Origin of the sequence: Terribacillus sp. JSM ZJ617, from assembly GCF_044383785.1 — a bacterium.
Taxonomy (GTDB): domain Bacteria; phylum Bacillota; class Bacilli; order Bacillales; family Amphibacillaceae; genus Terribacillus.
The window spans coordinates 26,943-51,957 of sequence record NZ_JBISEQ010000003.1 but is presented as its reverse complement, the minus strand read 5'-3'; the positions used below and the strand labels follow the sequence as shown (position 1 = coordinate 51,957).

Genomic DNA, 25,015 nt, shown 5'->3' with positions numbered 1-25,015 from the left:
CAAAATGATGAGGTTTTTTCTGCCCAATTATCTTCTATACAAATCCTGATGAACTAGGTTATGGTGGAGCAGCAGATCCTTATAATTTATCAGGAGGAGTTAAAGCCCATGTTGAAGGAAAACTACCATATCGCTGTCCCTACGGCATTTCAAGGCGACGAAACACTAGACACAAAAAATACCCTTAATCACATACGACGACTATATGATCAAGGTATACGATCTGTACTAGTTTGCGGCTCTACTGGTGAGCAGCATAGCCTTAATCTGGATGAAAAAATCGAGCTTTTAACAGCGTTAGAAAACGAAGAAGTACTCATTAATAAAATGGAAATTTTCTTCGGTGTTTCATCCATCAGACAGTCTGAAGCTGAAGTATTGGCTAGTGTAATCAGTAAAACCAATATTGCTGCCATTCTTTTAGGCTATCCTCCCTACCTCTTACCTACTCAGCACGAAGCGCTAATGTATTCGAAAAGTATTATTTCTTTGGCCGAGAAACCAGTAATCTTGTACAATAACCCCGCTCGTACAGGCTTTGATTTATCCATTGAAAGTGTACTTGAACTTGCAAGACTAGAAACAGTGATTGGCTTAAAAGAAGCGGGCAATCCAAACAAAGCTTCCGATATATTGCATAACCTATCAGAAAAAACGTTTTATATTTACGCTGGAGGAGAGCGGGATCTTAAGCAAAAGATACAATATGGCTTTACGCGTCTATCCTCTATTGCCGGCAATATAGCTCCTATTAAAATTCAATCATGGTTTGAAAATCTGTTGTCAGGAAAGACAATACAACAGGAAGAACTGGATAATATAACTGTCACCTTAAACGCCATCTACAATAGTTCCCCCATTGTTAATGTAAAGAGGGAATTGGGTCATCAAGGCACTAATTTAGGTACATGCAGAAAACCTCTCGGAAATAGTTAATATACTAATACAGATAAAGAAAAGGTCCATTCATCAAATTACATGAACGGACCTTTTTCTTACCTGTGCAATTAGTTTAGTTTTTTTGGCTTGTCTATTAGCTGCTGCAGTATTCCCTGCATAATCTTGTCCCGGGTTGCAGTCAAACTGCTTAAATCGAGAACTTCATCTAATTGTTCGCTTAAGCTTTCATTCTTAAGCTCTTTCACTTCATTATGGATTTTCTCCATCTTATCATCCAATACGGACGCAGAATCAGCCGCTGCTTTTAATTCGCTTGCCAGCCGGTTGGGTATATCTTTCTCATATTTATAGTATATTTTGTGTTCAAGACTTGCCCAAAAATCCATAGCGATTGTTCTTATTTGTATCTCCACACACACGCTTTCTTCCCGGTCAGACAAAAAGACGGGTACTTTCACGATGAGGTGCAGACTTTGGTAGCCATTTGGCTTCGGGTTCTTTATATAATCTTTTCTTTCTATTACGTCGATATCTTTTTGTTTTTCAATCATTTCGCTCAATGCATAGATATCAGACTTAAACGAACAAGTGATTCTAATCCCAGCAATATCTTTAATATTTTCCTTTATTGCTTCCAATGAAAAATCTATATTCTTTTTAAAGATCTTCTTCAGAATACTTTCTGGTGATTTCAATCGTGAACTGCAGTGTTCGATTGGATTGTAATCATGAATAATAGAAAATTCTTCTTTTAAGATATTGATTTTCGTATTCACTTCATCCAGAGCGAATTTGTATACGGCAGTAAATCTTGTAAGTTCTGTTTTTAGTTCTTTAAGCTGCGATAAATTCTCATGTGTCAGTGGCTGCATGTTAACGTTCCTTTCTTCTTGCTGCACAGAATGTTATGACGACAGAAGACGGCCTGCCCTGTTTCCATTTTAGCAGGATTGTTCAGTTTCTCAGTATATCTTTATGAACATTGTCTGTAAAAAGAAAGAGACGCTCTCCGTGAGAGCATCTCTTTTCCTAATCAGCTTGTTTTTCTTTCCTTTTCTTTATCATGAAGGAGTGCTTCCCCTTCTATATCAATGTTCGGCAGAATCTTATCGAGCCATTTCGGCATATACCAAGCAGCATTGCCCATTAAGGACATCACAGCCGGTACGATCGTCATACGAACAACAAAGGCATCAAATAGGACACCGAATGTCAGCGCCATCCCGATTGATTTGATCATCGCATCAGGTGTAACCATAAAGCCGACGAATACTGACATCATGATCAACCCAGCTGCAACGACGACCTTACCGCTATCTCGCATACCTGCTAGTATTGCTTCTTTTGGATCACGTGTTTGGGAATATATTTCCCGCATCCGGCTTACAAGGAATACTTCATAGTCCATCGCTAAACCGAATAGGATACCAATCGCAATGATCGGCAGGAAGGCCAGTATCGGACTTTCTCCTGGGAATCCAAACAGATTGATCATGTTCCCGTCCTGTACAACAAATGTAACAAACCCTAATGTTGCGCCAATTGAAAGCAAGAATCCTAAAACTGCTTTAAGCGGCAGAAGAATCGATCTGAATACTAATACAAGAAGGACATATGCAAGCCCTACGATTAGTAATGCGAAAATTGGCAGTGCATCATTCAGTTTCTGTGCAATATCAATATTGACGGCAGCAGTACCTGTAACAAGCAATTCCATATCTTCATTGGACAAGTCTCTGATTTCATTTACGATATCTTTTGTTTCCTGGTCATTTGGCCCAGTTTCTGGTGTCACACTGATGATAAATACATCACCAGCTTCATTCGGCATTGCTGGAGTGACAGTTTTTACATCATCAAGCTCACTGATATCTTGGCTGACAGCTTGTAAATCCTGCTGGACTTCTTCGGCATTTTCATCTGCATCAATTTTTGCTGCAACTACTAAAGTAGAATGGAAGCCTTCTCCATAAGCATTTGCCTGTATATCGTACGCTTTCCGTTCTGTTGTATCCTCTTGTTTTGCTGTTCCGTCATCCGGCAGACCTAGATTCATATGAGTGAATGGAATAGCAATAACCAAAAGGATTGCTACAGCAAGAAATGTAACAAGCAATGGCCTTCTCGTAACAAATTTACCCCACTTATTGCTGCCAGGCTTGCTTTCTGTCGTCCGCGTGATTTTCTTCAGGAATTGATTTCCTTTAGAAGGAGCAATTCGGTGACCAAGCATGCCAAGGATTGCAGGCAGTACCGTAATCGATACTACTACAGACAAAAGGATACTGATGGAAGCCGCTACTCCCATTACAGTCAAGAATGGAATTCCTGTTACAGCAAGGCCCAACAGACCGATAATAACTGTCAATCCTGCGAATACAACGGCGCTGCCGGAAGTACCTATAGCAATCGCCACTGACTCTTTGACAGAATTACCCTCAGCCAGCTGCTGTCTGAATCGTGTCATGATGAACAATGCGTAATCTATGCCGACCGCAATACCGAGCATCGCTGCTAGCGTCAGCGAGACATTCTGCATTTCAAAGAAGTTGGAACCGATCACGATTGTCAGCAAGCTTATTCCCAATCCAATCAATGCTGATAGAATTGGCATACCTGCTGCTAGGAAGCTAGTGAATGTCACCGCCAGCACAAGGAAGGCAACAATGATTCCGACAATCTCGCCAGCACCCAAATGCATGCCGGAAAATTCTACATCACCAGTTAGTTCCGTCTGAATTCCCGCATCGCGAGTCTCTTCGACTTTCTCCGTCACATTATCAATTGACTTCTGTGATACTTCTGCTGCTTCATCTTTAAACGTAACTGTACCGTAACCAACCGTTTTATCTTCATTTAGATTCTGAAGCTGAACTGGTGTTGCTACGGAGACAACATCCGAATCATCTTCTTGGATACTGTTCAGCATATCTGTAATAACTTTATTGGATTCCTCGGAATCGAGTGTCTCACCATCCGAGGCTTTGAATACAACCTGTACTTGCGCTCCTGATTCTGAATCAGGGAATGCTTCTCTCAGCAAATCATTGGCTTCTTCCGCAGGTGTATTCGGAATACTCAAATCTTCATTAAAAGCCGTTCCAAAACTAACAGTTACGATAGCTAAAGCGATAAGAAGTGCCAATGCTCCGAATACGACGCTTTTCTTATAGTTTACTGCCCATTTCCCTAACCTATATAGAAGTTTTGCTATTGTAATCTCCTCCAATGTCTTCTATTGCATACAAACATGTCAGTATAAGTTGCTGTGTTCACAGCGCATTTGACTCTGCTTACACATTCGGATAAACTTGCATCACTATTAACGCTAACGTTTGTACTTACATTTGTAATGTATACTAACGTATTAATATCTTTCAATAAATATGTGATATTTTGAGCATAAAACGAACAGAACGAGAGGAAGTGTTAGTTTTTGAGGAAATCAAGACAGGATAGTTTGTATTCGCAGCAATATATCATGGAAGCTTTGAATCAATTACTCGAAGAAAACGACCTTGAAGATATCACGATAACGGAGATTTGTAAGAAAGCGGGAGTTGCCCGGGTTACGTTTTACAAGTACTACCACACAATTTATGATGTGATGAATGCATCTGTAGAAGTAAGTATCAAGCGTGCAATAGAGCAGCTCTCTAACATAAACACAACAGATAATATACAGGATGTCATTGCAGACATTACTGCTGGAATAGCTGCCAATCCGACTTCCCTTCAACGTCAGATAAACGCTAATACGCATGGGGTGATTCTTGATTATTTCATACATGCAATCAGTCGCCTTTCGCAAGCAGATACCGTCTTCAGTAAAAAGCTGAACCACTCAGAGGTGTTATTCATAGCAGGCGGCATGTTCAGTATCATCATCCAGTGGTTCAAGAATGACTTGCAAGAGTCTCCTCAGTCCGTCGCGGCAATGATCATAGATTCCCTTCCTAGTTCGGCTCTAAAGAAGTGAATGCAAAAGAGAGAAAGGCTGATGCTCTTTCTCTTTTTTAAGTATATATAACATAAAACTTTTAAAGTGACAGCAGATGGAACAGATGAAGCTCAGGCCATAGAAGAGCATGATTTGCGCATAAGTCTGGATACAATGAATGCAAATTATAAAAAAAGTAATTCTCTATCAACGTTGTATCACAACATACTGCCGATCACGCCATCTGAATTTCCGAGCCAGATCAGCTATCTGATTTTCTCTGCTTATCGGAAAAGACGCTCCTCCGGAAATGTATAGACCAGCAGCCAATTGAATCACAGTATCACACACTGTAAGTCGGTCAGCATCTTCTTCCCCATCCCAGCAAGTATATAGCTCTACCTTCTCTCCATAACCCAGTTGCTCATCTACAAAGCGGAAGAGAGCTTCATAAGAGTGTCTTACATCAGCACATTCCAATTCATACACAAACTTATTGGTAACATGCGGTAGGACAAGTTCCTTTCGACGTTCTATCTTTATACCAAGACAATCATCTTTTGTCTTATATAAGCCAGTATTTCTGTCCCTTCCACTCATGCATCTGTCTAAAATAGACTTTTCTCAGCTCATTTTCATCTATTTGTTCAGCAAGAATCCACAACGGATTGCTCCCATAATCACCTTGCTTGAGTCTTTTATTAGCGGCTAAATAATGCTTTTCTGTCATGTCATCCACCTGCTCCCTCGTTCATCTAGCACCTAGTATACAAGAAACATGCTATACTAACAGCACACTATAACAAGCTATAACACATAGGAGCAGTTTATATGATTACAATCAATAAAAATGAAGCTATTCCGCTTTCCAAACAAATATATGTTTCTTTCGTAGATAAGATCCGCTCCGGATTATTAACTGGCGGAACCAAGCTGCCGACAGTGAGACAGCTTTCCAAAGATCTCGAGGTTAGTCTTGTAACTGTTATGAAAGCATACAAACAACTTGAAGAAGATGGATTTATAGAATTAAGCAAGGGAAAAGGCACATATGTAAAAACACAGCAGCAATCAGAACCAAATATACCTGGACAGGATTTTGACTGGCAGCTGAGCATACCCGATTATTTGCACCGTTCCCAATATGCGCGTTTTCAGGATTCGGATGCAAGCTACCATTTTTCCTCCTCCATGATCGATCCGGCATTATTTCCGAATCAATACATGGATCAGTTGATCGCACAAGTATTTATGCAAAATCCTCGTATTCTTTCGCAGTACGGCGGCATACAGGGAGATCTGGCACTACGTGAGAAAATGGTTCAAAACATGGAGAAATCCAAAATCATAACCACGCCAGAAAATTTGCTGATCACAAGCGGATCCCAGCAAGGTATCGACCTTGTCGCCCGTACGTTTATCGGCCCTGGAGATGTTGTCATCATGGAAGCACCGACCTATCCAGGTGCCATTGATGTTTTCCGCAGCCGCGGCGCAACAATCCTTACAGTTCCGGTTGATGAAAATGGCATGCGCGTAGATATGCTCCATAGCTTATGTGAAAAACACAAACCAAAACTGATTTACACAACACCAACATTCCATAACCCGACTGGAACTATCATGCCGCTGCAGCGTCGTAAAGTATTGCTCGACATCGCAGAGAGCCATCATTGCCTGATCATGGAGGATGATCCATTCAGTGATATCTACTTTGACCGCAAGCCCCCGCTGCCAATCAAAAGTATGGATAAAACAGGACATGTCATTTATTTAAAAGGGTTAAGTAAAACAATTGCACCTGGATGCCGGATCGGCCTTATCGCGGCTTCAGGATCAATCTTCAAACGACTGTATGCCGCAAAAGCAAATATGGATTTGGGCAGTCCGCTCCTGCCTCAAAAAGTAATACTTCCATTAGTGGACTCAACGAAGATGGAACAGCACTTAAAACGGCTGCGGGCTGCTTTGAAAAGACGTCGTGATACCGTGCTAGCAGTACTGTCAGAGCAGGCACCATATGGCGTAACATGGCATATTCCAAAAGGCGGCTTGAATGTCTGGATCCAGCTGCCCACTTGGCTGGACAGTAATGTCCTTTTATATGAAGCGACCAAGCGTCATGTCTCCTTCCTGACCGGTTCAGCTTGCTTTGCCATTGAAAATGAACATAGTACATTTCGCCTTAGTTACTCCTATGCTAATGAAAAGCTATTACAGGAAGGCGTTATGATTCTCTGTGAAATTATGCAAGCAATGCAGCCAGCAAGCTCTTCTTCGCCTTCTTTCTAACAACTCGGCTCTCCTATAGGGATATGTTTTTCAATGCCAAGGAAAAAGCTATCCCTAATCGGATAGCTTTTAACCAAGAAATAGATCCAAAAGGTTGCTGCCCTGTGAAGATTGCTTATTATAAAATTCCGAATAACCGCATTGCGTACAAGAAATCACAAGAAACTGATTGTGCTGTACATCAAATAATTTCGATAGACCAGTTCCTGTCATCGCAACTTCCCTTTCAGAAACTTCTGTCCCGCCACACTTCACACAGCCTCTTTCTTGCATGTATGTCACTTCCTTTATTTTTTATTAATTATACGTAGAAAGTAGAATCAAGGTTTCAAATTATATCCAAATCATTACATAAATGATACAATATGAAATCTAACAAATTTAATATAATACATAAAGTGAGTGAAACTATGAAAAAAGCAGTAGTTGGTATTCTAATAGTTTGTTTATACTGTTTTCCTTATGTTTATAATTCGATGTATCAAGATTTTACTTACCGTTCTATGCTTGGCTATTTACTTATGCTTGTGGCAACTTTACTTCTTTCCTTCTTAGGGAAACTTTTTAGCCATCCAATCTATCTTATAATCGGTAATATTTTATCGGTAATAATATCATTTTATTTCATTAGCCAAATGGCATGGAATGAAGACTGGGGAGGCTACTTCAAGCCTCTAACTCCAAATCAACTATTAATCTTTGCTAGTGTTCTATTTTTGATTCCTCAGGTAATCGCTATTCGATTAGCCAAAAAACTAAAAGATAAAATGCTAGGTTGAATTTACTTATTCTCCCATTCATAGTAGTCAAATAAAAAAGAGGAGTCAGTCCCTATCGGCCATACTCCTCTTTTTTTTATTTTTATATCAACGTTTTAAAATGCTCTTGTAATGAGAGAAAGTATCAAAGCTTGCTTTACCGTGATATGCTCCCATACCGCTTGCCCCGACTCCTCCGAATGGAAGGTAGTGGGAAGTCATATGGCTGATTGTATCGTTGATTGCACCACCGCCGAATGAAATGCTGTTTACGATTTCATCCTGGAATTTTTCATCTTCTGAGAATAGATAAAGCGCAAGCGGTTTTGGCCGTTTTACAATTCGATCGATGATGTCAGCTGGATCATCATATGTGATTACTGGTAAGATTGGCCCGAAGATTTCATCCTGCATGATTGGATCATCCCACGAAATGGAATCAAGAATTGTCGGCTCAATAATAAGCTGTGAACGGTCGGATTGTCCGCCTGCCGCAATTGTTCCATTGTTCAGGAATCCTGCTAGTCGATCAAAATGTCTTTCGCTGACCACATGTCCGAAGTTCGGGTTTTGGACGATGTTATCGCCGTATGCTGCAGTTATTACATCCTTCAGTTTTTCCAACAGTGTTTCTTTCACACTGCTATGAACAAGAAGGTAATCCGGTGCTACACATGTTTGGCCTGCATTTGCGAATTTGCCGCGAGCAATTCGCTGTGCTGCTTCATCCAGATTTGCATCCTTATGGACGATTGTCGGGCTTTTACCGCCAAGCTCCAATGTCATAGGAGTAAGATGCTTAGCCGCAGCTTCGGCTACAATTTTACCGACCCCCGTGCTGCCGGTGAAAAAGATGTAGTCAAAGTCTTCTTTGAGCAGCGCTGTGCTTGTTTCCACTTCCCCTTCCACTACACGCAGATATGCTTCTGGGAAGTTTTCATTAAATATAGTTAAAAGTATAGCTGATGTTTTTGGCGTCAGTTCAGACGGTTTCAATACAGCAGTGTTACCGCCAGCAATCGCTCCAACTAATGGAGAAACCGCCAGCTGGAATGGATAGTTCCATGGTGCGATTACGAGTGCTGAGCCATAAGGCTCTGGCTTGATGAAGCTTTTCGCCCCTTCATGAGAGGCAGCTGTAGGGACTTCTTTTGTTTCAGCCCATGATTCCAAATTCTCTGTAGTAAAGTTGATTTCAGCCAAAACCAGCCCTACCTCTGCCCGTTTAGCTTCCATTTCAGATTTGTTCAAATCCTGCTTCACTGCGTCCAGGATGCTCTGTTCATGCGTCTGAATTAAATTTTTCAATTTATTTAATGTATCTATACGAAACTGTACATCTTTCGTTTGTCCGCTTCTGAAGAAAGTACGCTGTTTCATCAAAAGGTCCTGATAGTTCTCCATTTTAAAATCTCCTTTGCAATGTTGAAAAGGTTCACCTCATTGCATACTATTAGTTGACGTATCAAATATTCAACGAGGAAAAATATAATACACCGCAGAATAGATTGCAAGGGATACGAATTGGAAGGGAAATGATCCACACAACAAAAAGAAGATCACAAAATGATCTTCTTTTTGGAAAAATGCTATTTTATACTTTTACAGCTGTTTCTTTTACCATCTCTAGGAAGTACCCCATCAACCGAGTATCTGCAGTAAGCTCCGGATGAAAAGCAGTCGCCAAATAGTGGCCATCTCTTGCTGCAACGATGCGGCCCGTATCTTCACTCAGCACTTCCACTCCTGGTCCTGCCTCGAGAATATAGGGCGCGCGAATGAATACTGCAGGGAAATCCTCTGCCACACCTTTGATTTCAAGATCTGTTTCAAAGCTGTCCACCTGACGGCCAAAAGCATTTCGTTCCACTGTCACATCCATCAAACCAAGATGACTCGACTCTTGATTGTTGATCCGTTTTGCCAACAGGATCATACCTGCACAAGTACCGAAGATTGGCTTTCCAGCTGTACCAAAAGCTCTTAAAGGCTCTAGGAAATCATAGCGATCTATCAATCTGCGCATGGCAGTACTCTCACCGCCTGGCAAAATCAAACCGTCCAATTCTGCCAGCTGTTCCACTCGCTTGACGAGAATAGCTTCTGCTCCGACGGCTTCTACTGTCCGCGCATGCTCCTGCACTGCACCTTGAAGTGCCAACACACCAATTTTCATTGAGCATATCCCCTTTCCTTTACCAGCCGCGTTCTTGCATTCTGTTTTCTGGAGATAGGCTTGCGATGTCGATTCCTTTCATCGGTGTGCCAAGTCCTTTGGAAAGCTCAGCAATCAGTTTATAATCCTGATAATGTGTTGTTGCTTCAACGATGGCTTTCGCAAATTTCGCTGGGTTATCTGACTTAAAGATACCAGAACCAACAAAGACGCCATCCGCTCCAAGCTGCATCATCAGTGCGGCATCTGCAGGAGTCGCCACACCGCCAGCAGCAAAGTTTACGACCGGAAGCTTGCCAGCTTCACGAATTTGTAGCAATACATCATATGGTGCACCAAGATCTTTCGCGAATGTCATCACTTCATCCAAATCCATGGATATTAGTTTGCGTACTTGGGATTGCACCTTACGCATATGACGTACAGCTTCTACGATATTACCTGTTCCGGGTTCTCCTTTTGTACGAAGCATGGAAGCACCTTCCCCGATACGGCGGGCAGCTTCACCAAGATCACGGCTTCCGCATACGAACGGTACAGTGAATTCCCGCTTGTTCAAGTGAAACTCTTCATCTGCCGGTGTTAGCACTTCACTTTCATCTATATAATCGACGCCCATCGCTTCCAGCACACGAGCTTCCACAATATGTCCGATTCGAGCCTTAGCCATGACCGGGATAGAAACAGCATTCAATACCTCTTCTGTAATTGTCGGATCCGCCATGCGCGCAACGCCGCCAGCAGCACGAATATCAGAAGGCACACGCTCAAGTGCCATAACCGCTACTGCACCCGCCTCTTCAGCAATTTTTGCTTGTTCTGCATTTATGACATCCATGATGACGCCGCCCTTTTGCATTTCCGCCATACCCCGTTTTACTAAATCTGTTCCTGTTTTCGCCATGTTGACTCCTCCTATTTCTCTTCCGTTGTCGGAAAAGTTTGATAGGGGTATTGTACATATCATTAGGGTATAACACGCAAGGTTGGAGTATAACAATAAAATCTGCTTCTGTTTATTTTCCGTTTGCCATCTAGTCTAGTAGGGAGTGTTGTATATATGGTCTGCTCATATCACCTGAAAATGGATGATTATAATCAGAAAGTCATTGGCGATTTCCGATAAAAAAACTATCCGTAAACGATATGTTTACGGATAGCTCTTTTAATGGTTCTATTTGAGCTAAGCATACTTTTATAGGTCCACATCTTGAAAACAAAGAACTTATTTATTTTTCACAGGTAGTGAGAAAGCTGTTTTATAAACTTCAAGAATCGACTCTTTTGTACATGGACGAGGATTGCCTCCTGTACACACATCAGCCATAGCAGCTTCTGCCAACGCATCGAGATCTTCCTCTTTCACACCAATTTCGTCCAATGTTTGAGGAATATTAAGGTCAATGGATAATTGACGGACAGCTTCGATAGCAGCCTGACGATATTCGTCTTGCGTCATATCATCAACTCCTTCAACCCCCATTGCACGAGCGATCTCCTTGAACTTTTCACCAGTGTAATCTTTGTTGAATTCCAATACATATGGCAGCAGTACGGCATTGGCTATACCGTGAGGCGTATTATAGAATGCTCCTAATGGATGAGCCATACCGTGAACCACGCCAAGACCTACGTTAGAGAAAGCCATACCTGTCATATATTGACCAAGAGCCATGTCTTCACGGCCCTTTGGATCGTTATTGACAGCATCCCGAAGCGAACGGGAAATCAATTCGATAGCCTTTAAGTTTAACGTATCAGCAAGCTCCCAAGCAGCTTGTGTCGTATATCCTTCAATGGCATGTGTCAGCGCATCCATCCCAGTGGCAGCAGATAACCCATGCGGCATGGAGCACATCATGTTAGGATCAACGACGGCAACGATTGGAATGTCGTGCGGATCGACACAAACGAATTTCCGGCGTTTCTCTTCATCCGTAATAACGTAGTTGATGGTAGTTTCAGCAGCTGTTCCGGCTGTTGTAGCAACAGCAATCATCGGAACTGCTTTGTTTTTTGTTGGGGCAGTGCCTTCCAAGGAAACAACATCAGCAAATTCCGGGTTATTGATGATAATACCGATACCTTTTCCAGTATCCTGAGGAGAACCTCCCCCAATAGCTATAATATAGTCGGCACCTGCATTTTTAAAGGCCTCGACACCAGCTTTAACGATAGCAACAGTCGGATTAGCCTTCACTTGGTCAAAGATGTCATATGGCAGGTTAGCGTCATCTAGTAAATCAGTTACCTTTTTAACTACACCGAACTTAACTAAATCAGCGTCCGTAACAATCAATGCTTTTTGGAATCCGCGATTTTGCACTTCACCAACGATTTCGTTAATAGCTCCAGCACCATGGTAACTAGTTTCATTCAAGATAAAACGATAAGCCATTTTCAAAGACCTCCATTTTTTTAATAGACTAGTTAATTCCTTTTTGGCTTCATATAGCTATGTGCTTATTGGCCTCTTGTACTTCCCGTCATATGATGTAGAAAATTCCAGCTTGTTTTTAATGACAAAATTATTTCTTCTCTTGGTTATACTGCAGATACACAACATGTGTTTGCAGGTACTCGTCTAGTCCGTGTTTTCCATCAGCACCGCCAATACCGGATTTTTTCCATCCGGCATGGAATCCTTGTATTGCTTCAAAATTTTCACGATTGACATATGTCTCTCCAAACTCCAATTCCTTGCTTGCACGCATCGTTACATCAAGGTTTTGTGTATAGATAGAAGACGTCAAGCCAAATTCACAATCGTTTGCCAGTTTCAAGGCATCGTCTAAATCTTTGAATGTCGCAATAGGAAGAACAGGACCGAAAATCTCTTGCTGCATAATGTTCATCTCATTATTTACATTTACGAGAACGGTTGGTTCATAGAAGTACCCTTTCTCTCGCGCAGCACGTTTACCGCCTGTCAAAATCTTGGCACCATCAGCTACTGCCTCTTGTACCATTCGATCTACAGATTCAAGCGCATCATGGCTAATAAGAGGTCCCATATCAATATCTCCATCAACTAATGGGTTACCATAGCTTACTTCTGCCATTGCTTTTGTTACCTTTGAGATAAACGCTTCAGCAATATTTTCATGAACATACACGTTCCGTACAGTTACATACCTGCCCTGTATTAATGATGCGGGAATCGATAACGGAACGCACCGCCAGATTCAGATCAGCATCATCCATAACAATCGCTGGCGCCTTTCCTCCCAATTCCAACGATACTTTTGTAATATTATCTGCCGCAGCACGCATCACGGCAGCTCCAGCATTATAACTTCCTGTCAAACTAACCATGCCTATATCTTCATTTTTCGCCAATTCTTGACCAACTGTTCGTCCGCTGCCTGTCACGATATTGATAACACCTTTAGGCAGACCTACTTTCTCAATAATCTTTGCAAACTCCAAGGCATTATTAGGGGATAAATCACTTGGCTTCAAGACAATTGTATTCCCAGTTACTAAAGCCGGCGCTGCCTTCCGAGCGACTAGGAAAAACGGAAAATTCCAAGGTAAAATACCGGCAATAACTCCAATAGGCTCTTTATGAACAAATATCTGTTCATTTGGTCGATCACTTTGGACAATATCTCCCTCATAGCGTCTTGCCCACCCAGCCATATAATCGATGTAATCAGCTGTAAAGTTTACCTCTGTTTTAGCTAGAGCCAGCGTTTTTCCCATTTCCTCTGATATTGTTTGTGCTAGAATTTCTTCGTTGTTTCGTATCTCTTTCGAAATTTCCAGTAAGTAATTGCCTCTTTCAAAGGCGGGTATTTTCTTCCACTTTTTCTGTGCACGCTTAGCTGAGTCAATTGCTGCTCTTACATCTGCAGCAGTTCCTCTAGGAATCTCTGAAATGATTTCCTCAGTAGCAGGATTCACAACGTTTAGTGTTTCCTGGGAACTAGAGTCTACAAATTCACCATCTATGAACATTTGATACTTCTTCGTAGTAATCTCCATAGTTTTTCTCCTTTCAAATATCGTAAGCACTATGAAAAACAGCCCACCAATGCAAGCGCTATCATTTTAAGTATCATTGATACGTTTTAACTGACTTATATAGTCAAATTCATCTAAGATGTTTGGAAATAAAAAAGGAGTCAAGTTCTTTTATGGGCCGAAAAAATATTAAGTACTGCTTATCTTTTATAAACGATGCTGTACTAGTCAAAGAAGTTAAGATGAAAACTGCGTATGCCAAATTCATCTAAGGGGTCAGGAGAAAAAGGTACATAGTTCCTTCTGGATAGTTCAATAAGAAAGGTCTTTTCGAGGAGGTAAAAAAGTTATTGTTATAGTTTCGTTTATACGGTCGGATTTAACCACCTTTCCTTTTTTTGACATCTAATCATCAAGTCATCAGATGACTAAATATCTAATGCTATTTAAACATTAACTAGATATATTTGTCAATTTATAATCTAGTAAATTCCCTATGAAACTTAAATCTGAAAACTTTCTCTTTAGTGTCTACTTATTAACCAAGACAAATAAAGAGGAAGCAATCCCATTCTTATGAGTGCTTCCTCTCTTATTAACTGTTAACGTAATTCCTGTTTACTTTCCTCCACCACGCGATACTCACTATTCTGCCGAATCAAAAACAAAAGAACCCCTATCAACGCAATAGCTCCACCAACAATTTGCAGCGGGCTTAATTTCTCTCCTAATAGCCAGACGGCTAGGAGAGTCGCACCAACTGGTTCTCCCAATACACTCATCGAAATCGTGGTCGAATTCACATAGTTCAATAGCATATTGAATATGACATGTGCTACCGTCGGAAAAATAGCTAACAGTAAGAATATCTTCCACTCATCAAAATCATAGCCGCGTATGGGAACCCCGGTCACTAGATTGTAGATATTGAGCCATACAGCTGCCGATAGAAAAACACAGAAACTATATATCCAATGCGACACTTTCTTTACATTGTTCTGCCCGATTAACAAATAGCCCACAACAGCAATCACACATAGAAAAGATAAGAGATCTCCTATTAGAACAGATGGCGTTTGCAAGCCGAAATCTCCCCATCCTACCATGACAACACCAATAATGGATATACCGATAGTTACAATTACAGCTTTTGACGCTCTTTCTCTATAAATCAAAAATCCTCCTATCATCGCAACAATAGGCTGGAGCGAAAGAATGATGGTAGAGCTTGCAACTGTTGTCAGTTTCAAAGAACTGAACCAGAGTGCAAAATGCGCTGCTAGACAGGCTCCTGACAATATGAAAGCCAGCGCTTCCCTCCGCCCAATCTTTTTAAATTCCTTTCGTTTAATCCACACAATCGGTACCAGCAAAAGACATGCGAGATACATCCGGTTCATACTGAGGATCGTGGCTGGTGCATCAGACCATTTCACGAAGATGGCTGCGAAAGATATTGCGATGATGGATATAACTAATAAAATTGCAGTTTGGTTTTGTTTCATATGCAGCCCCCTACTTCGTTCATAACTATGTATATTAATATTTTAGAGCTTGATTGTTTTATTGTCTCGTTGTATTTTAAATTTCTTATAATTATTCAATATCTATCCTAGATTGTACCGCTATTCTTTTTCTCAACAACAAAAAACCGCTAAAATTGTATAACAACCTTAGCGGATTACATGACAATCAATTATTTTAAAAACATTTCATTTCTATTATCAAATCTACTAGTGAAATCTTCCGTGAATGCCTCGATGCTCATATCTGTTTCTTTATGGTGAATAAGATTCTTTAGTAAATCGGCGGAAAGTGTCACTTCTTCTACTCCAGCTTCCATCACGCTAATTACTTGACGCATATTTTTGAAACTAGCAGCTAGCACTTTAGTGGAAAATCCATATGTTCGGAAAGTCTGGACAATTTGCTTGGTGACGATTTCACTATTCCCGTGAGCAAGATCAATACGATTGATATACGGTGCTACATAAGCTGCTCCAGCTTTTGCTGCCATAACAGCTTGCATCGTTGTATAGACTCCTGTCACTGTCGTATTGATGCCTTCCCTCTTTAGACTTCTAACTGCCTTCAATCCTCCAGGAGATACAGGTATTTTTATAAAAACATTGCGAGATAAAGCTTTACTTATCCGTTTTGCTTCTTCAACCATCTGTTCATATTTAACGGATACCACTTGGACATGCAGGGTCTGCTTATCTAGCAAATCTGCTATCTGTAGAACTTGTTTCTCTGCCGTTCCCTTTCCTTTTGCAAGAATAGAAGGGTTGGTAGTAACACCATCCAATGGTAAATAGTCATTCAAATACCGAAATACATCTACGTCTGATTCATCCATTAAGATTTTCATGCAATTTCCCTCCTTCTGCTTAGTGCATGACTTGGCCGCCGGTCACATTGATGGACTGACCTGTCATATAGGAAGCCGCATCGGAAGCATAAAAGATAACAGCATTTGCTACATCATCGTAGGAGCAGCCTCTTTTCAGAGGAACCTTATCAATGTAAATTTGTTCTACTTCACTATCTTCCACACCAAGCTTCTTGGCATAGGATGGAATCAGGCTTTGGAACATCGGGGAATGCAGTAGATTCCCAGGCAAGATGCTATTGACACGAACATTATGTTCAGCGAGATCAAGTGCCAAGCTTTGTGTCAGTCCAACGCCGCCAAACTTGGAAGCAGAGTAACCTGAATTGTGCTTGCTGCCGACTTTACCAGATTTGGAATTGATTTGTATGATGCTCCCTGACTGCTGCTTAATCATATATATACTTGCGTGTTTCGCACATAAGAAGTATCCCGTTAAATTGACATCTAAAGACAAAGCCCAATCAGAAAGAGTAAAATCGGTGATCTTCGTACTTCTCGCTACACCCGCATTGTATACAAGCAAGTCGATGGTACCAAAACGCTCGTTCACATCTTCCATCGCGTTTTTAATAGCTTCTTCATCCGTTACATCCACTGCATAGCCTGCAGTTTTAATGGAGAATTGTCCCGCAATCTCATTAGCCACAGTTTCCGCTTGATCACCTTGCTTATCAAAAACGACGACGTTATATCCTTCTTCTCCTAATCGCTTCGCCAAGTGGGCGCCTAAGTTCTGTGCTCCTCCAGCTACAATTGCAGTTTTATTTAATCCTTGTACCATTTTGTACATCTCCCTTATTTATCTTTTGATAGTCAGTGTTGCTCCTTCTATTAAAGCTGGAATATTCCCTTGTTCAATGACTAGTGTTCCAGGAAGGTTTTCTTCCTCTCCTGCCTCCGGTCGAATTGTAATATGGCCAAGTGCAGCTAGATTTTTGTTTACTGCTTCTCCGACCTCCAAAATTCGGAAAGGCTGATCGCCAATATAAAGTGTATCGCCGACAGATATATCCTCGCTCAGTTCATTCTGCTCATGCAGCAGACAATAATCCGCCAATTCTTCTGGAGCATCTGTTTTGAAGAGAATAAGCATATCAGCATCTATGAATTCAGATGCTAAAGGTCCAATTTTAGTGATTTCTGTTTGATAAATTAACATTGTGTATTCCTCCTTATGAATCGTACATTCCGAAACTAGCCAGCCAAGCAACGAATACTGTTGGAGCTCCCGTTAGGAATCTGCCGTAAAGCACAGCTGGCACTCCTACCTCGACTGTTTCCGTTTCTGCTTCTGCTAGTCCCAATCCTACTGGAACGAAATCAGCAGCTGCTTGGGAATTGATTGCAAATACTGCCGGTAAAGCGAAGTTTGGCGGGATATTCCCTCTGCCAATTTCTACACCAATCAATGTTCCGATAACTTGAGCTATAACAGCTCCTGGTCCAAGGAATGGTGAAAGCAGCGGAAACGAGACAATTGCAGATAAAGCAAGTAGACCCCAAATACTACCAGCAAGCGGCGATAAGATATTCGCAAACACATCACCAATACCTGAGCCAAGAATCAACCCGATCAACAAAGAAACAAACGCCATAAAAGGTAGAATCGTTTTAAGAACCGTATCAATTGCGTCACGCCCTGCTTGATAAAAGACGTTAACAAATCCGCCCATTAATTTTCCAATCTTAGTCATCAATCCGCCAGACTGATCACTGATTTTCTTACTCGAATCATATTTTGGCTTCGAAGCTTGCTCTTCCATCTCTGTTGCTGCACTCGCCTCTGTTTCACCGGCATCGTAAGCACCTTGTTTTTCTATTTGAGCCGGCTTTACCCCAGATACATATATATCTTCCGTAATGAATTTCGCCATCGGACCGCTTTGACCAGTTGGCATAATGTTGATAGTCGGAATTCGTTTCTTCGGATAAAGTCCTGCTCGCAATGTTCCACCGCAATCGATGATGACACACGCTATTTCCTCTTCAGGTACGGAAGTTTTAAATCCGTTCACTACTTCTGCCCCTGTGAGCTCAGCAATTGTATTTGCCACGTCACTAATTGGACCACCTGTGATATTTACGATCTTATTTTTTTCAGACGTAGGCTGGATGACTAACGGACCGCCAAATCCGCCATTTCCTTTTATGATTTTTACAGCGTTAAATTGCTCCCCCATTGCCCTACACTCCTTTTCCGACGTTATTAACTGTTGCGCTCAATTTTACATTTTGCTGCTTCTCGACATAGCTGACCATTAAATCTGTAACCCAACCACGAATCATATTCATAACAAGACCTACTAAAAGATAACGTAACGCCAAATCCGTCGTGGAATGACCGAGCTGTGTAATACCTGATGCGATACCAAGGAAAACGAAGAGCTCTGCTGGATTAACGTGTGGGAAGAATCCATTCATGCTATGACAAGAATAGCTAGCTGCAGCATAGTATCCTGGTTTATAACGTTCTGGAAGAAATCTTCCTAGAGAAAGCGTCATCGGATTAAGAAGGAAGAAGGTTCCTAGGAAAGGCAGCACCATATAACGTGTAAAGATATTCTTTGAAGATTTTGTAGCTAATTTTTCGATTTTGTCAGGTCCTACAAATTGGATTAAGGCGTTCATCGCCACAAGCAGCATGATAAGTAAAGGCACGATGTCGCCGACTAACCCAAGAAATGTCTCTCCTCCTTGTTCAAATAATCCAATGAATCCTTCAGCAGCTTTTACGATAAAATCCATTTCACTTCACCTCTCTGTTTATTTTGAATAATCCAAATATTGATTGTATAGGTGACTTCGGCTTCTCAACTGTTGCGCCAGACATGATAATTTCATACGTTTTCTGCGCGTCTTTCAATGCTTTTCTCAGGAAAGGATCTACACTTTTTATCACATCTTCATCTATATATAATAATGGCTGTCCTTCCAACTTTTGAACACGCTTACATCTAGCCAAAATCGTAAGACCCTGCATCTTTTCCGCCTGAATAATGTTTGCCTTCGCATCCAGGGCCAGCATGAGTACTGCGCCCGAACGGAAGATTCCCTTTGAACGGCCAATCGCTACTCTGCCGACTTTCCTTAACTCAGCGTAGTGTTTATTGAAATTTTTAATTTGAAATACTCCTAAAATGCTTTGTAAAAGGAACCCTACTGCCAATAGAATAATAAATAATAAGATCAATTTATCTCCTCCTTCTTTTTCTTGATGATTGACTTTGCAGTTACCTCATCAGTTATCAGTACATTGGCTATTCGACCGTTGAGAGCACCTATAATAGAATCAGTTTTAGATACCGACTCTACCAAAGCGATGGAATGTTTTACTTCTTTCAGTTTAGTGAAGGGAATGGCAATTGCCCTTTCCTTTAGATCCGTAGCCAGTTCCTGCCCATTAATATCATAAAATCGTGAGCATACATCCCCGACAACTTCCTGATTTTCCAGTTTCTCTACTTCTTCTTTTCCAAGAAAACCACTCCATACCAAATTGGAAGATTTCATTGGGGAGCCGATGCCTATTAGTGCTATAGATAAGTTTTCCCAAAGCTCTTTGATATGTGTCATATATCCGGACTTCAATATCTCACTTTGTGTTTCAACTGATTTTACTATTGCAGCAGCATCGATGAAGTTGGTCTCTCCCCCAAAAGCTCTGGCCATGGAATAGACAATAGCATTTACATGCTCTTCCACCGGCATCTGACCTGGACCGCCTACAAGCGGAACAAATCTTCCTCCCCGCTTATATTGGAATTGTGCTTGCTGCGCCATCATTCCAAGTGTCCTGCCCCATGCACAGCCGACTACATCATCCTTCGTTATGATTCCATCCAGATAGCGAAGCGCTGCCGTTCCAATCTCTTTCAAACTATCTTCCGATGAGGGCACGATTACGACATCTTTCAATCCAAAAAGCTGACACAGCTCTTTTTCGATAGATACATATTCTAAAAGCGTGCTCTCAATATGAATCGTGACTATCTTCTGATCTTTCGCTTTTTGCAGTAAACGTGTAACGGTTGTTCTGTATACACCAAGTTCTTTGGCAATCTCATTTTGGGTCATATTCTCTTCGTAATACATTCTGGCTACTTTCACGAGACGTCTCTCTTCTTGCCAATCCATAGGTAAGCTCCTTTATGCGCATTGTGAATTCAAATGAATGATTGGGTGCCTTATGCAATTAATATAAAACGCTTTCAAAGCAGAATCAACCAAAAACTGCTCATATGACACAATTAACCTTCTATACGCACATATGTGCATGTTCGCTCAAAAATAAAAGGAACATACCGATAGGCATATTCCTTACATTATTATTACGAACAGCCGCCAAACTGGCGCTGTCTCGCTTCTGGATTCACTTGTTCGTCCGCGTGATAGGAGGAGCGGACCATTGGGCCTGATTCACAATGACGGAAGCCCTTCTGCAGGGCAATTTCCTTCAGTTCAGCAAATTCATCCGGATGGTAATACTTCTGTACTTTCAGGTGCTTAAATGATGGCTGCAAGTACTGGCCGATTGTCATGATATCAACACGATGTTCCAGCAGATCATCCATTGCTTGCACAATCTCTTCTTTTGTCTCTCCCAAGCCCAGCATGATGCTTGATTTTGTTGGTGTGTCCGGAGAGATTGTTTTGACACGGTCAAGTAATTCGAGTGAGCGGTCATATGTTGCACGATGACGGACAGAAGGAGTCAATCGTCGTACTGTCTCGATATTATGGTTGAAAATATCCGGCTTGGCATCCATCAGTGTCTTGATGCTTTCATACGTTCCTTTCATATCGGACGGCAGTACCTCTACTGTTGTATTAGGCATCCTGCGGTGAATGGCACGTACTGTTTCCGCAAATATTGCTGAACCTCCATCTTCCAAGTCATCTCTGGCAACAGCTGTGACAACGGCATGACGCAGTCCCATTTTAGCCACTGAATCAGCCACGCGCTCTGGTTCTGCCCAGTCCAGTTCTGTCGGCTTGCCTGAAGTAACTGCACAGAAGCGGCAGCCTCTTGTACAAATGGAACCAAGAATCATGAATGTTGCCGTTTTCCGGACCGACCAGCATTCATAGATATTGGGGCACTTCGCTTCTTCACATACAGTATGTAAATTCATTTCCCGCATCATTTTCTTCAAATCCATATAGTCTTCATTCGTGTTGAAATCAATCTTCAGCCACTCGGGCTTACGGAGCATACCTTCCCGACGTTGCGCCATCGTTTTTTTTACCATTTCCGTTCCTCCTTAACGTGCATATAAGAATTCGTGATTTTGGTATTTCTCTTTGGCAAGTTCTTCGATTGTTTTTAGTTGTACTTCATCCAGTTCAAGTCTTTCGAATGCTACACCTAATCCCTTTTGAAAACCATCATAAAAGGCACCTCTTATATCTTCCATAGTTGTCTGCACAGAGATAAACTCCTGCAGACTGGCAGCTTTGTTCATAAAGCTCTTGTAAGCACGCTCTTTGACACGGTCACTTGGGTATAGGAACAATTCCAGCAAATCCTCTTGCTTCAGCCAGATTGGAATCGATCCGTGCTGGAGGATGACACCTTTTTGCCTCGTCTGAGCACTTCCGGCCGCTTTCTTACCGTCCACATTGATCTCATACCAGGAAGCTTCCTCAAAGCAATTTGCTGTCCCCTTCGGTTTCGAGTCAGCAGGTAAAGCGAATTCCGCTTTGATGCCCAGGTTTTCAAACCCGATCAGCAGCCCTTGTGATAAAACTTTGTACGCTTCTTTGATAGTCGATGGTACTCCTGGATAATCCTCCGATACGATAATGCTGTACGTCAGTTCCTGATGATGCAGTACTGCTTGACCACCAGTAGGCCGTCGGACCAGTTCAAATCCTCGCTTCTCAATTTCTTCTAAATTGAATTTGTTTGTCTTCTGGAAATACCCAACGGAAAACCCGCCAGGATTCCAACCGTAAAAACGTAACACTGGGGCGATCCGTCCCTCACGGTGCCATTGCATAAGCATTTCATCAGCCGCCATATTAAAGGCAGGCGAATGATCACCGTCGTCCCAGAAAACCCATTTCCGCACGCTGTCACCTTCTTATTTACAAAGTTCAAATAATATTAACAATTCAATTCTAACGAACGGCAAGACGGTGAAGCAACCGCTTTCTCAAAAGCCTACTTTCCTACTAGGATTAAATACTCCCAATTACTTACCAATTCCCAGAGTACTTACTTAACTGTGAGGATCTTAATGGCAAGTAAAAAAGCCGTCAAAATGGACGGCTTTTTCTCACGCTTGGGGCCAAACAGTCTTCGCAACATCGACGATGAAGCGCAGTTTCTCCCATTGTTCTTCTTCAGTCAATTTATTGCCATGATGTGTGGAGGCAAAGCCACATTGCGGGCTTAAGCAAATCTGATCAAGAGGGATATACTTTGTTGCTTCTTCAATCCGGCTGATTACAGCATCTTTATCTTCCAGTTCCCCAAATTTCGAAGTTACAACGCCTAGCACGACTCTTGGACCATCCTGCGGGATATACTGAAGCGGTTCGAATGTACCGGATCGCTCATCATCATACTCTAGGAAGAAACCATCGACTTTCTCTTTCGCTAACAGATCCTTTGCAATCAAGTCATAGCTGCCCCCGAACATATATGTGGAGCGATAGTTTCCACGACAGAGATGCGTCGTCACAGTAAGGTCTTCTGGTTTTCCTTCCAATACACCATTGATTACTCTGCGTGCCAAATCAATCAAGAACTCTCTGGAGTGCTCTCCATCGAATTTCGCATCAGGAGAAGATAGTGTAGCAATGTAAACATCATCTAGCTGCAAATAGCGTACTCCTGCATCATAAAATGCTTGGATGGCATCTTTGTAAGTCTGAATAACATCAGCTGCAAAATCCTCAATATCCGGATAAATGGAGTGATCACGAATATCTGTATGGAAGAGCTGATTGGGACTAGGAATTGTCTGTTTAGCTACCGCCCTTCCCGCGACGATGTCTTGGAATACCTTATAGTCCTCGAGGAAAGGATGATCAGGATTGAACGAAACTTTGCCCGTATTTTTAATGTTATATCGTTCTGTTTCTTCTCCTTTGAACAGGTAACCAGTGTCCGGAACATAACCTGTGATGCAGTTAAGATGTTCCAAAAAGTCTGTATGCCAGAATCTTCTCCGGAATTCTCCGTCTGTCACAAGCTCCAAGCCGACTTCAATTTGCTTGTCTACGATTCTTTTGATCTCTGACGTTTCGATTTCGCGAAGATCTTGTTTACTGATTTGGCCTTCTTTGAATTGCTGTCTTGCTTTGTGCAGTACATCTGGACGAAGCAAGCTCCCTACGTGATCTGCTCTGAATGGTGCCGTTTTTGTTTTCGTTGTCATGTTCATCTCTCCCATTTTAGTTTTTTACTTTTTCTATTACTCTTTCAGCAGCCTTTAAGGCTTGCTGCAGATCTTCTATGAGATCCTCCACATGCTCCAGGCCAACAGATAAACGTAAGAGCCCATCTGTTATACCTCGTTTCTTTCGCTCAGCTTCCGGCATGGAAGCATGTGACATCGAAGCTGGATAGGAAAGGATGGATTCCACAGCGCCGAGACTGACAGCGAAAATAGGAATGCGAAGCTGTTCAACAAAAATCTTTGCGTGCTCCCTGCTTGGCAGAGCAAATGATACTACTGCTCCATTTCCACTGGCCTGCCCGGTATGTATGTCATGTCCGTTATGGGTGGGTAAGCCAGGGTAGAAAACATCTTCCACAAGCGAATGCTCCTGCAGGAACAAAGCTATCCTCTCCGCTGTTTCCGACGACTGACGCAATCTTGTACCTAATGTCTTGATTCCTTGGAGCAGCAAATAGCTATCTTGGGCTCCGAGAATAGCACCAAATGTGTTCTGGATGAAAGCCAGTCTTCCTGCGAGTTCTGTATCCTTAGTGATTAGCAATCCGGCGATAATATCACTATGCCCTGACAGAAACTTCGTTGCACTATGGATGACTACATCCACACCGAGTGCTAGCGGCTGCTGATACAGCGGCGTTAAAAATGTGTTGTCCAAGAAAGTTAAACAATTATGTTGCTTTGCTATCCGAACAACTGCCCGAATGTCCGTCACCTTCAAACAGGGATTGGACGGTGTTTCCACGTAAATGACCTTTGTATTTGGCTGAATCGCTGCTTCAACAGAATCCAAATCGGTTAAGTCTACGAAGGAATGACTGATCTGGAATTTTGGAAGTATTTCTGTCACAAAACGATACGTTCCACCGTAAACATCCTCAGTTACAATTACATGATCCCCCGCTGACAGCAGCATGAATGCGGAGGATATTGCTGCCATGCCAGACGAAAATGCGAAAGCATCTGTACCTCCCTCTAGTGCAGCTGCCTTCTGCTCCAGCGCTTCTCGTGTCGGGTTACCAGAACGACTATAATCGAATGGACCGAAATCCTCGAAGCTTTCCTGGTGGAAGGTAGACGATAGATAGATCGGGACGTTCACCGCACCTGTTTGCTGCTCTTTGTGTAATCCCCGTATATATGTCGTTTCTGCATGTTGTTCTCCCATATGATGATGACCTC

The 25,015-nt window shown here is 42.0% G+C and carries 25 protein-coding genes and 1 pseudogene; 4 read left to right on the top strand and 22 right to left on the bottom strand.

Features of this window, described 5'->3' with window-relative positions; translation table 11 throughout:
• The first annotated feature begins 108 nt into the window (after nt 1-108).
• Nucleotides 109-936, top strand: a complete 828-nt coding sequence (locus ACH6C1_RS11770; protein WP_374077294.1) for a dihydrodipicolinate synthase family protein — start codon at nt 109-111, stop codon at nt 934-936.
• 71 nt (nt 937-1,007) lie between these two features.
• On the opposite strand, the gene ACH6C1_RS11765 is transcribed toward ACH6C1_RS11770, so the two are convergent.
• Both ACH6C1_RS11765 and ACH6C1_RS11760 read right to left on the bottom strand, forming a co-directional pair.
• Entirely contained in the window at nt 1,008-1,772 is a 765-nt protein-coding gene (locus ACH6C1_RS11765; RefSeq protein WP_374077292.1) for a GTP pyrophosphokinase, read from the bottom strand.
• 161 nt (nt 1,773-1,933) lie between these two features.
• Nucleotides 1,934-4,114 carry an MMPL family transporter gene (locus tag ACH6C1_RS11760; protein ID WP_374077798.1) on the bottom strand — a complete coding sequence of 727 codons (2,181 nt, stop codon included), beginning with the start codon at nt 4,112-4,114 and terminating at the stop codon, nt 1,934-1,936.
• Between the two features lie 222 nt (nt 4,115-4,336).
• On the opposite strand from ACH6C1_RS11760, the gene ACH6C1_RS11755 reads away from it, so the two are divergent.
• Nucleotides 4,337-4,879: a TetR/AcrR family transcriptional regulator gene (locus ACH6C1_RS11755; protein WP_374077290.1), complete on the top strand. Its 543-nt coding sequence runs from the start codon at nt 4,337-4,339 to the stop codon at nt 4,877-4,879.
• Between the two features lie 168 nt (nt 4,880-5,047).
• Here ACH6C1_RS11755 and ACH6C1_RS11750 read toward each other — a convergent pair whose 3' ends face one another.
• Nucleotides 5,048-5,440, bottom strand: a complete 393-nt coding sequence (locus ACH6C1_RS11750; RefSeq protein ID WP_374077288.1) for a hypothetical protein — start codon at nt 5,438-5,440, stop codon at nt 5,048-5,050.
• Entirely contained in the window at nt 5,406-5,570 is a 165-nt protein-coding gene (locus ACH6C1_RS11745; RefSeq protein WP_374077286.1) for a hypothetical protein, read from the bottom strand. The genes ACH6C1_RS11750 and ACH6C1_RS11745 overlap by 35 nt, the downstream gene beginning before the upstream one ends.
• Before the next feature lie 101 nt (nt 5,571-5,671).
• On the opposite strand from ACH6C1_RS11745, the gene pdxR reads away from it, so the two are divergent.
• A complete protein-coding gene (gene pdxR, locus ACH6C1_RS11740; RefSeq protein ID WP_374077284.1) occupies nt 5,672-7,132 on the top strand; it encodes a MocR-like pyridoxine biosynthesis transcription factor PdxR in 1,461 nt (486 codons plus the stop codon).
• Nucleotides 7,133-7,201: 69 nt separating this feature from the next.
• On the opposite strand, the gene ACH6C1_RS11735 is transcribed toward pdxR, so the two are convergent.
• Nucleotides 7,202-7,405 (bottom strand): zinc ribbon domain-containing protein, encoded by a 204-nt coding sequence (locus tag ACH6C1_RS11735; protein ID WP_095223656.1) that lies wholly within the window; start codon nt 7,403-7,405, stop codon nt 7,202-7,204.
• A gap of 137 nt (nt 7,406-7,542) precedes the next feature.
• On the opposite strand from ACH6C1_RS11735, the gene ACH6C1_RS11730 reads away from it, so the two are divergent.
• Nucleotides 7,543-7,911: a hypothetical protein gene (locus tag ACH6C1_RS11730; protein WP_374077282.1), complete on the top strand. Its 369-nt coding sequence runs from the start codon at nt 7,543-7,545 to the stop codon at nt 7,909-7,911.
• 87 nt (nt 7,912-7,998) lie between these two features.
• Here the strand turns inward: ACH6C1_RS11730 and ACH6C1_RS11725 are convergent, their stop codons facing one another.
• From ACH6C1_RS11725 to ACH6C1_RS11645, 17 genes and pseudogenes are all read right to left on the bottom strand, one after another.
• On the bottom strand, nt 7,999-9,294 hold the full coding sequence (locus ACH6C1_RS11725) for an aldehyde dehydrogenase (protein WP_374077280.1): 1,296 nt from the start codon (nt 9,292-9,294) through the stop codon (nt 7,999-8,001).
• A 190-nt stretch (nt 9,295-9,484) separates the two neighbouring features.
• Nucleotides 9,485-10,066 (bottom strand): pyridoxal 5'-phosphate synthase glutaminase subunit PdxT, encoded by a 582-nt coding sequence (gene pdxT / locus ACH6C1_RS11720; RefSeq protein WP_374077278.1) that lies wholly within the window; start codon nt 10,064-10,066, stop codon nt 9,485-9,487.
• Between the two features lie 19 nt (nt 10,067-10,085).
• A complete protein-coding gene (pdxS, locus tag ACH6C1_RS11715) occupies nt 10,086-10,970 on the bottom strand; it encodes a pyridoxal 5'-phosphate synthase lyase subunit PdxS (RefSeq protein ID WP_095223652.1) in 885 nt (294 codons plus the stop codon).
• Between the two features lie 321 nt (nt 10,971-11,291).
• Nucleotides 11,292-12,464, bottom strand: coding sequence for a lactaldehyde reductase (fucO, locus tag ACH6C1_RS11710; RefSeq protein WP_374077276.1), 1,173 nt, complete (start codon nt 12,462-12,464; stop codon nt 11,292-11,294).
• A gap of 130 nt (nt 12,465-12,594) precedes the next feature.
• Nucleotides 12,595-14,053: pseudogene (gene aldA, locus ACH6C1_RS11705) on the bottom strand (aldehyde dehydrogenase).
• A gap of 581 nt (nt 14,054-14,634) precedes the next feature.
• On the bottom strand, nt 14,635-15,537 hold the full coding sequence (locus ACH6C1_RS11700; protein WP_374077274.1) for a DMT family transporter: 903 nt from the start codon (nt 15,535-15,537) through the stop codon (nt 14,635-14,637).
• Nucleotides 15,538-15,728: 191 nt separating this feature from the next.
• Nucleotides 15,729-16,403: a transaldolase family protein gene (locus tag ACH6C1_RS11695; protein WP_374077272.1), complete on the bottom strand. Its 675-nt coding sequence runs from the start codon at nt 16,401-16,403 to the stop codon at nt 15,729-15,731.
• A 19-nt stretch (nt 16,404-16,422) separates the two neighbouring features.
• Complete coding sequence (gene srlD / locus ACH6C1_RS11690; RefSeq protein WP_374077270.1) at nt 16,423-17,208, bottom strand: sorbitol-6-phosphate dehydrogenase; 786 nt, start codon at nt 17,206-17,208, stop codon at nt 16,423-16,425.
• Between the two features lie 18 nt (nt 17,209-17,226).
• Entirely contained in the window at nt 17,227-17,586 is a 360-nt protein-coding gene (locus tag ACH6C1_RS11685; protein WP_374077268.1) for a PTS glucitol/sorbitol transporter subunit IIA, read from the bottom strand.
• A gap of 13 nt (nt 17,587-17,599) precedes the next feature.
• On the bottom strand, nt 17,600-18,607 hold the full coding sequence (gene srlE / locus ACH6C1_RS11680; RefSeq protein WP_374077266.1) for a PTS glucitol/sorbitol transporter subunit IIB: 1,008 nt from the start codon (nt 18,605-18,607) through the stop codon (nt 17,600-17,602).
• A gap of 4 nt (nt 18,608-18,611) precedes the next feature.
• Complete coding sequence (gene srlA, locus ACH6C1_RS11675; RefSeq protein ID WP_374077264.1) at nt 18,612-19,172, bottom strand: PTS glucitol/sorbitol transporter subunit IIC; 561 nt, start codon at nt 19,170-19,172, stop codon at nt 18,612-18,614.
• A 1-nt stretch (nt 19,173) separates the two neighbouring features.
• Complete coding sequence (locus tag ACH6C1_RS11670; RefSeq protein WP_374077262.1) at nt 19,174-19,617, bottom strand: transcriptional regulator GutM; 444 nt, start codon at nt 19,615-19,617, stop codon at nt 19,174-19,176.
• Nucleotides 19,614-20,561: a sugar-binding transcriptional regulator gene (locus ACH6C1_RS11665; protein ID WP_374077260.1), complete on the bottom strand. Its 948-nt coding sequence runs from the start codon at nt 20,559-20,561 to the stop codon at nt 19,614-19,616. The genes ACH6C1_RS11670 and ACH6C1_RS11665 overlap by 4 nt, the downstream gene beginning before the upstream one ends.
• Nucleotides 20,562-20,755: 194 nt before the next feature.
• Nucleotides 20,756-21,676 (bottom strand): lipoyl synthase, encoded by a 921-nt coding sequence (gene lipA / locus ACH6C1_RS11660; protein ID WP_374077258.1) that lies wholly within the window; start codon nt 21,674-21,676, stop codon nt 20,756-20,758.
• A gap of 12 nt (nt 21,677-21,688) precedes the next feature.
• On the bottom strand, nt 21,689-22,447 hold the full coding sequence (locus ACH6C1_RS11655) for a lipoate--protein ligase family protein (protein ID WP_374077796.1): 759 nt from the start codon (nt 22,445-22,447) through the stop codon (nt 21,689-21,691).
• A gap of 258 nt (nt 22,448-22,705) precedes the next feature.
• Nucleotides 22,706-23,812, bottom strand: a complete 1,107-nt coding sequence (locus ACH6C1_RS11650) for a 5-methyltetrahydropteroyltriglutamate--homocysteine S-methyltransferase (protein ID WP_374077256.1) — start codon at nt 23,810-23,812, stop codon at nt 22,706-22,708.
• 16 nt (nt 23,813-23,828) lie between these two features.
• Nucleotides 23,829-25,001, bottom strand: a complete 1,173-nt coding sequence (locus ACH6C1_RS11645; protein ID WP_374077254.1) for an aminotransferase class I/II-fold pyridoxal phosphate-dependent enzyme — start codon at nt 24,999-25,001, stop codon at nt 23,829-23,831.
• Nucleotides 25,002-25,015: the final 14 nt, after the last annotated feature.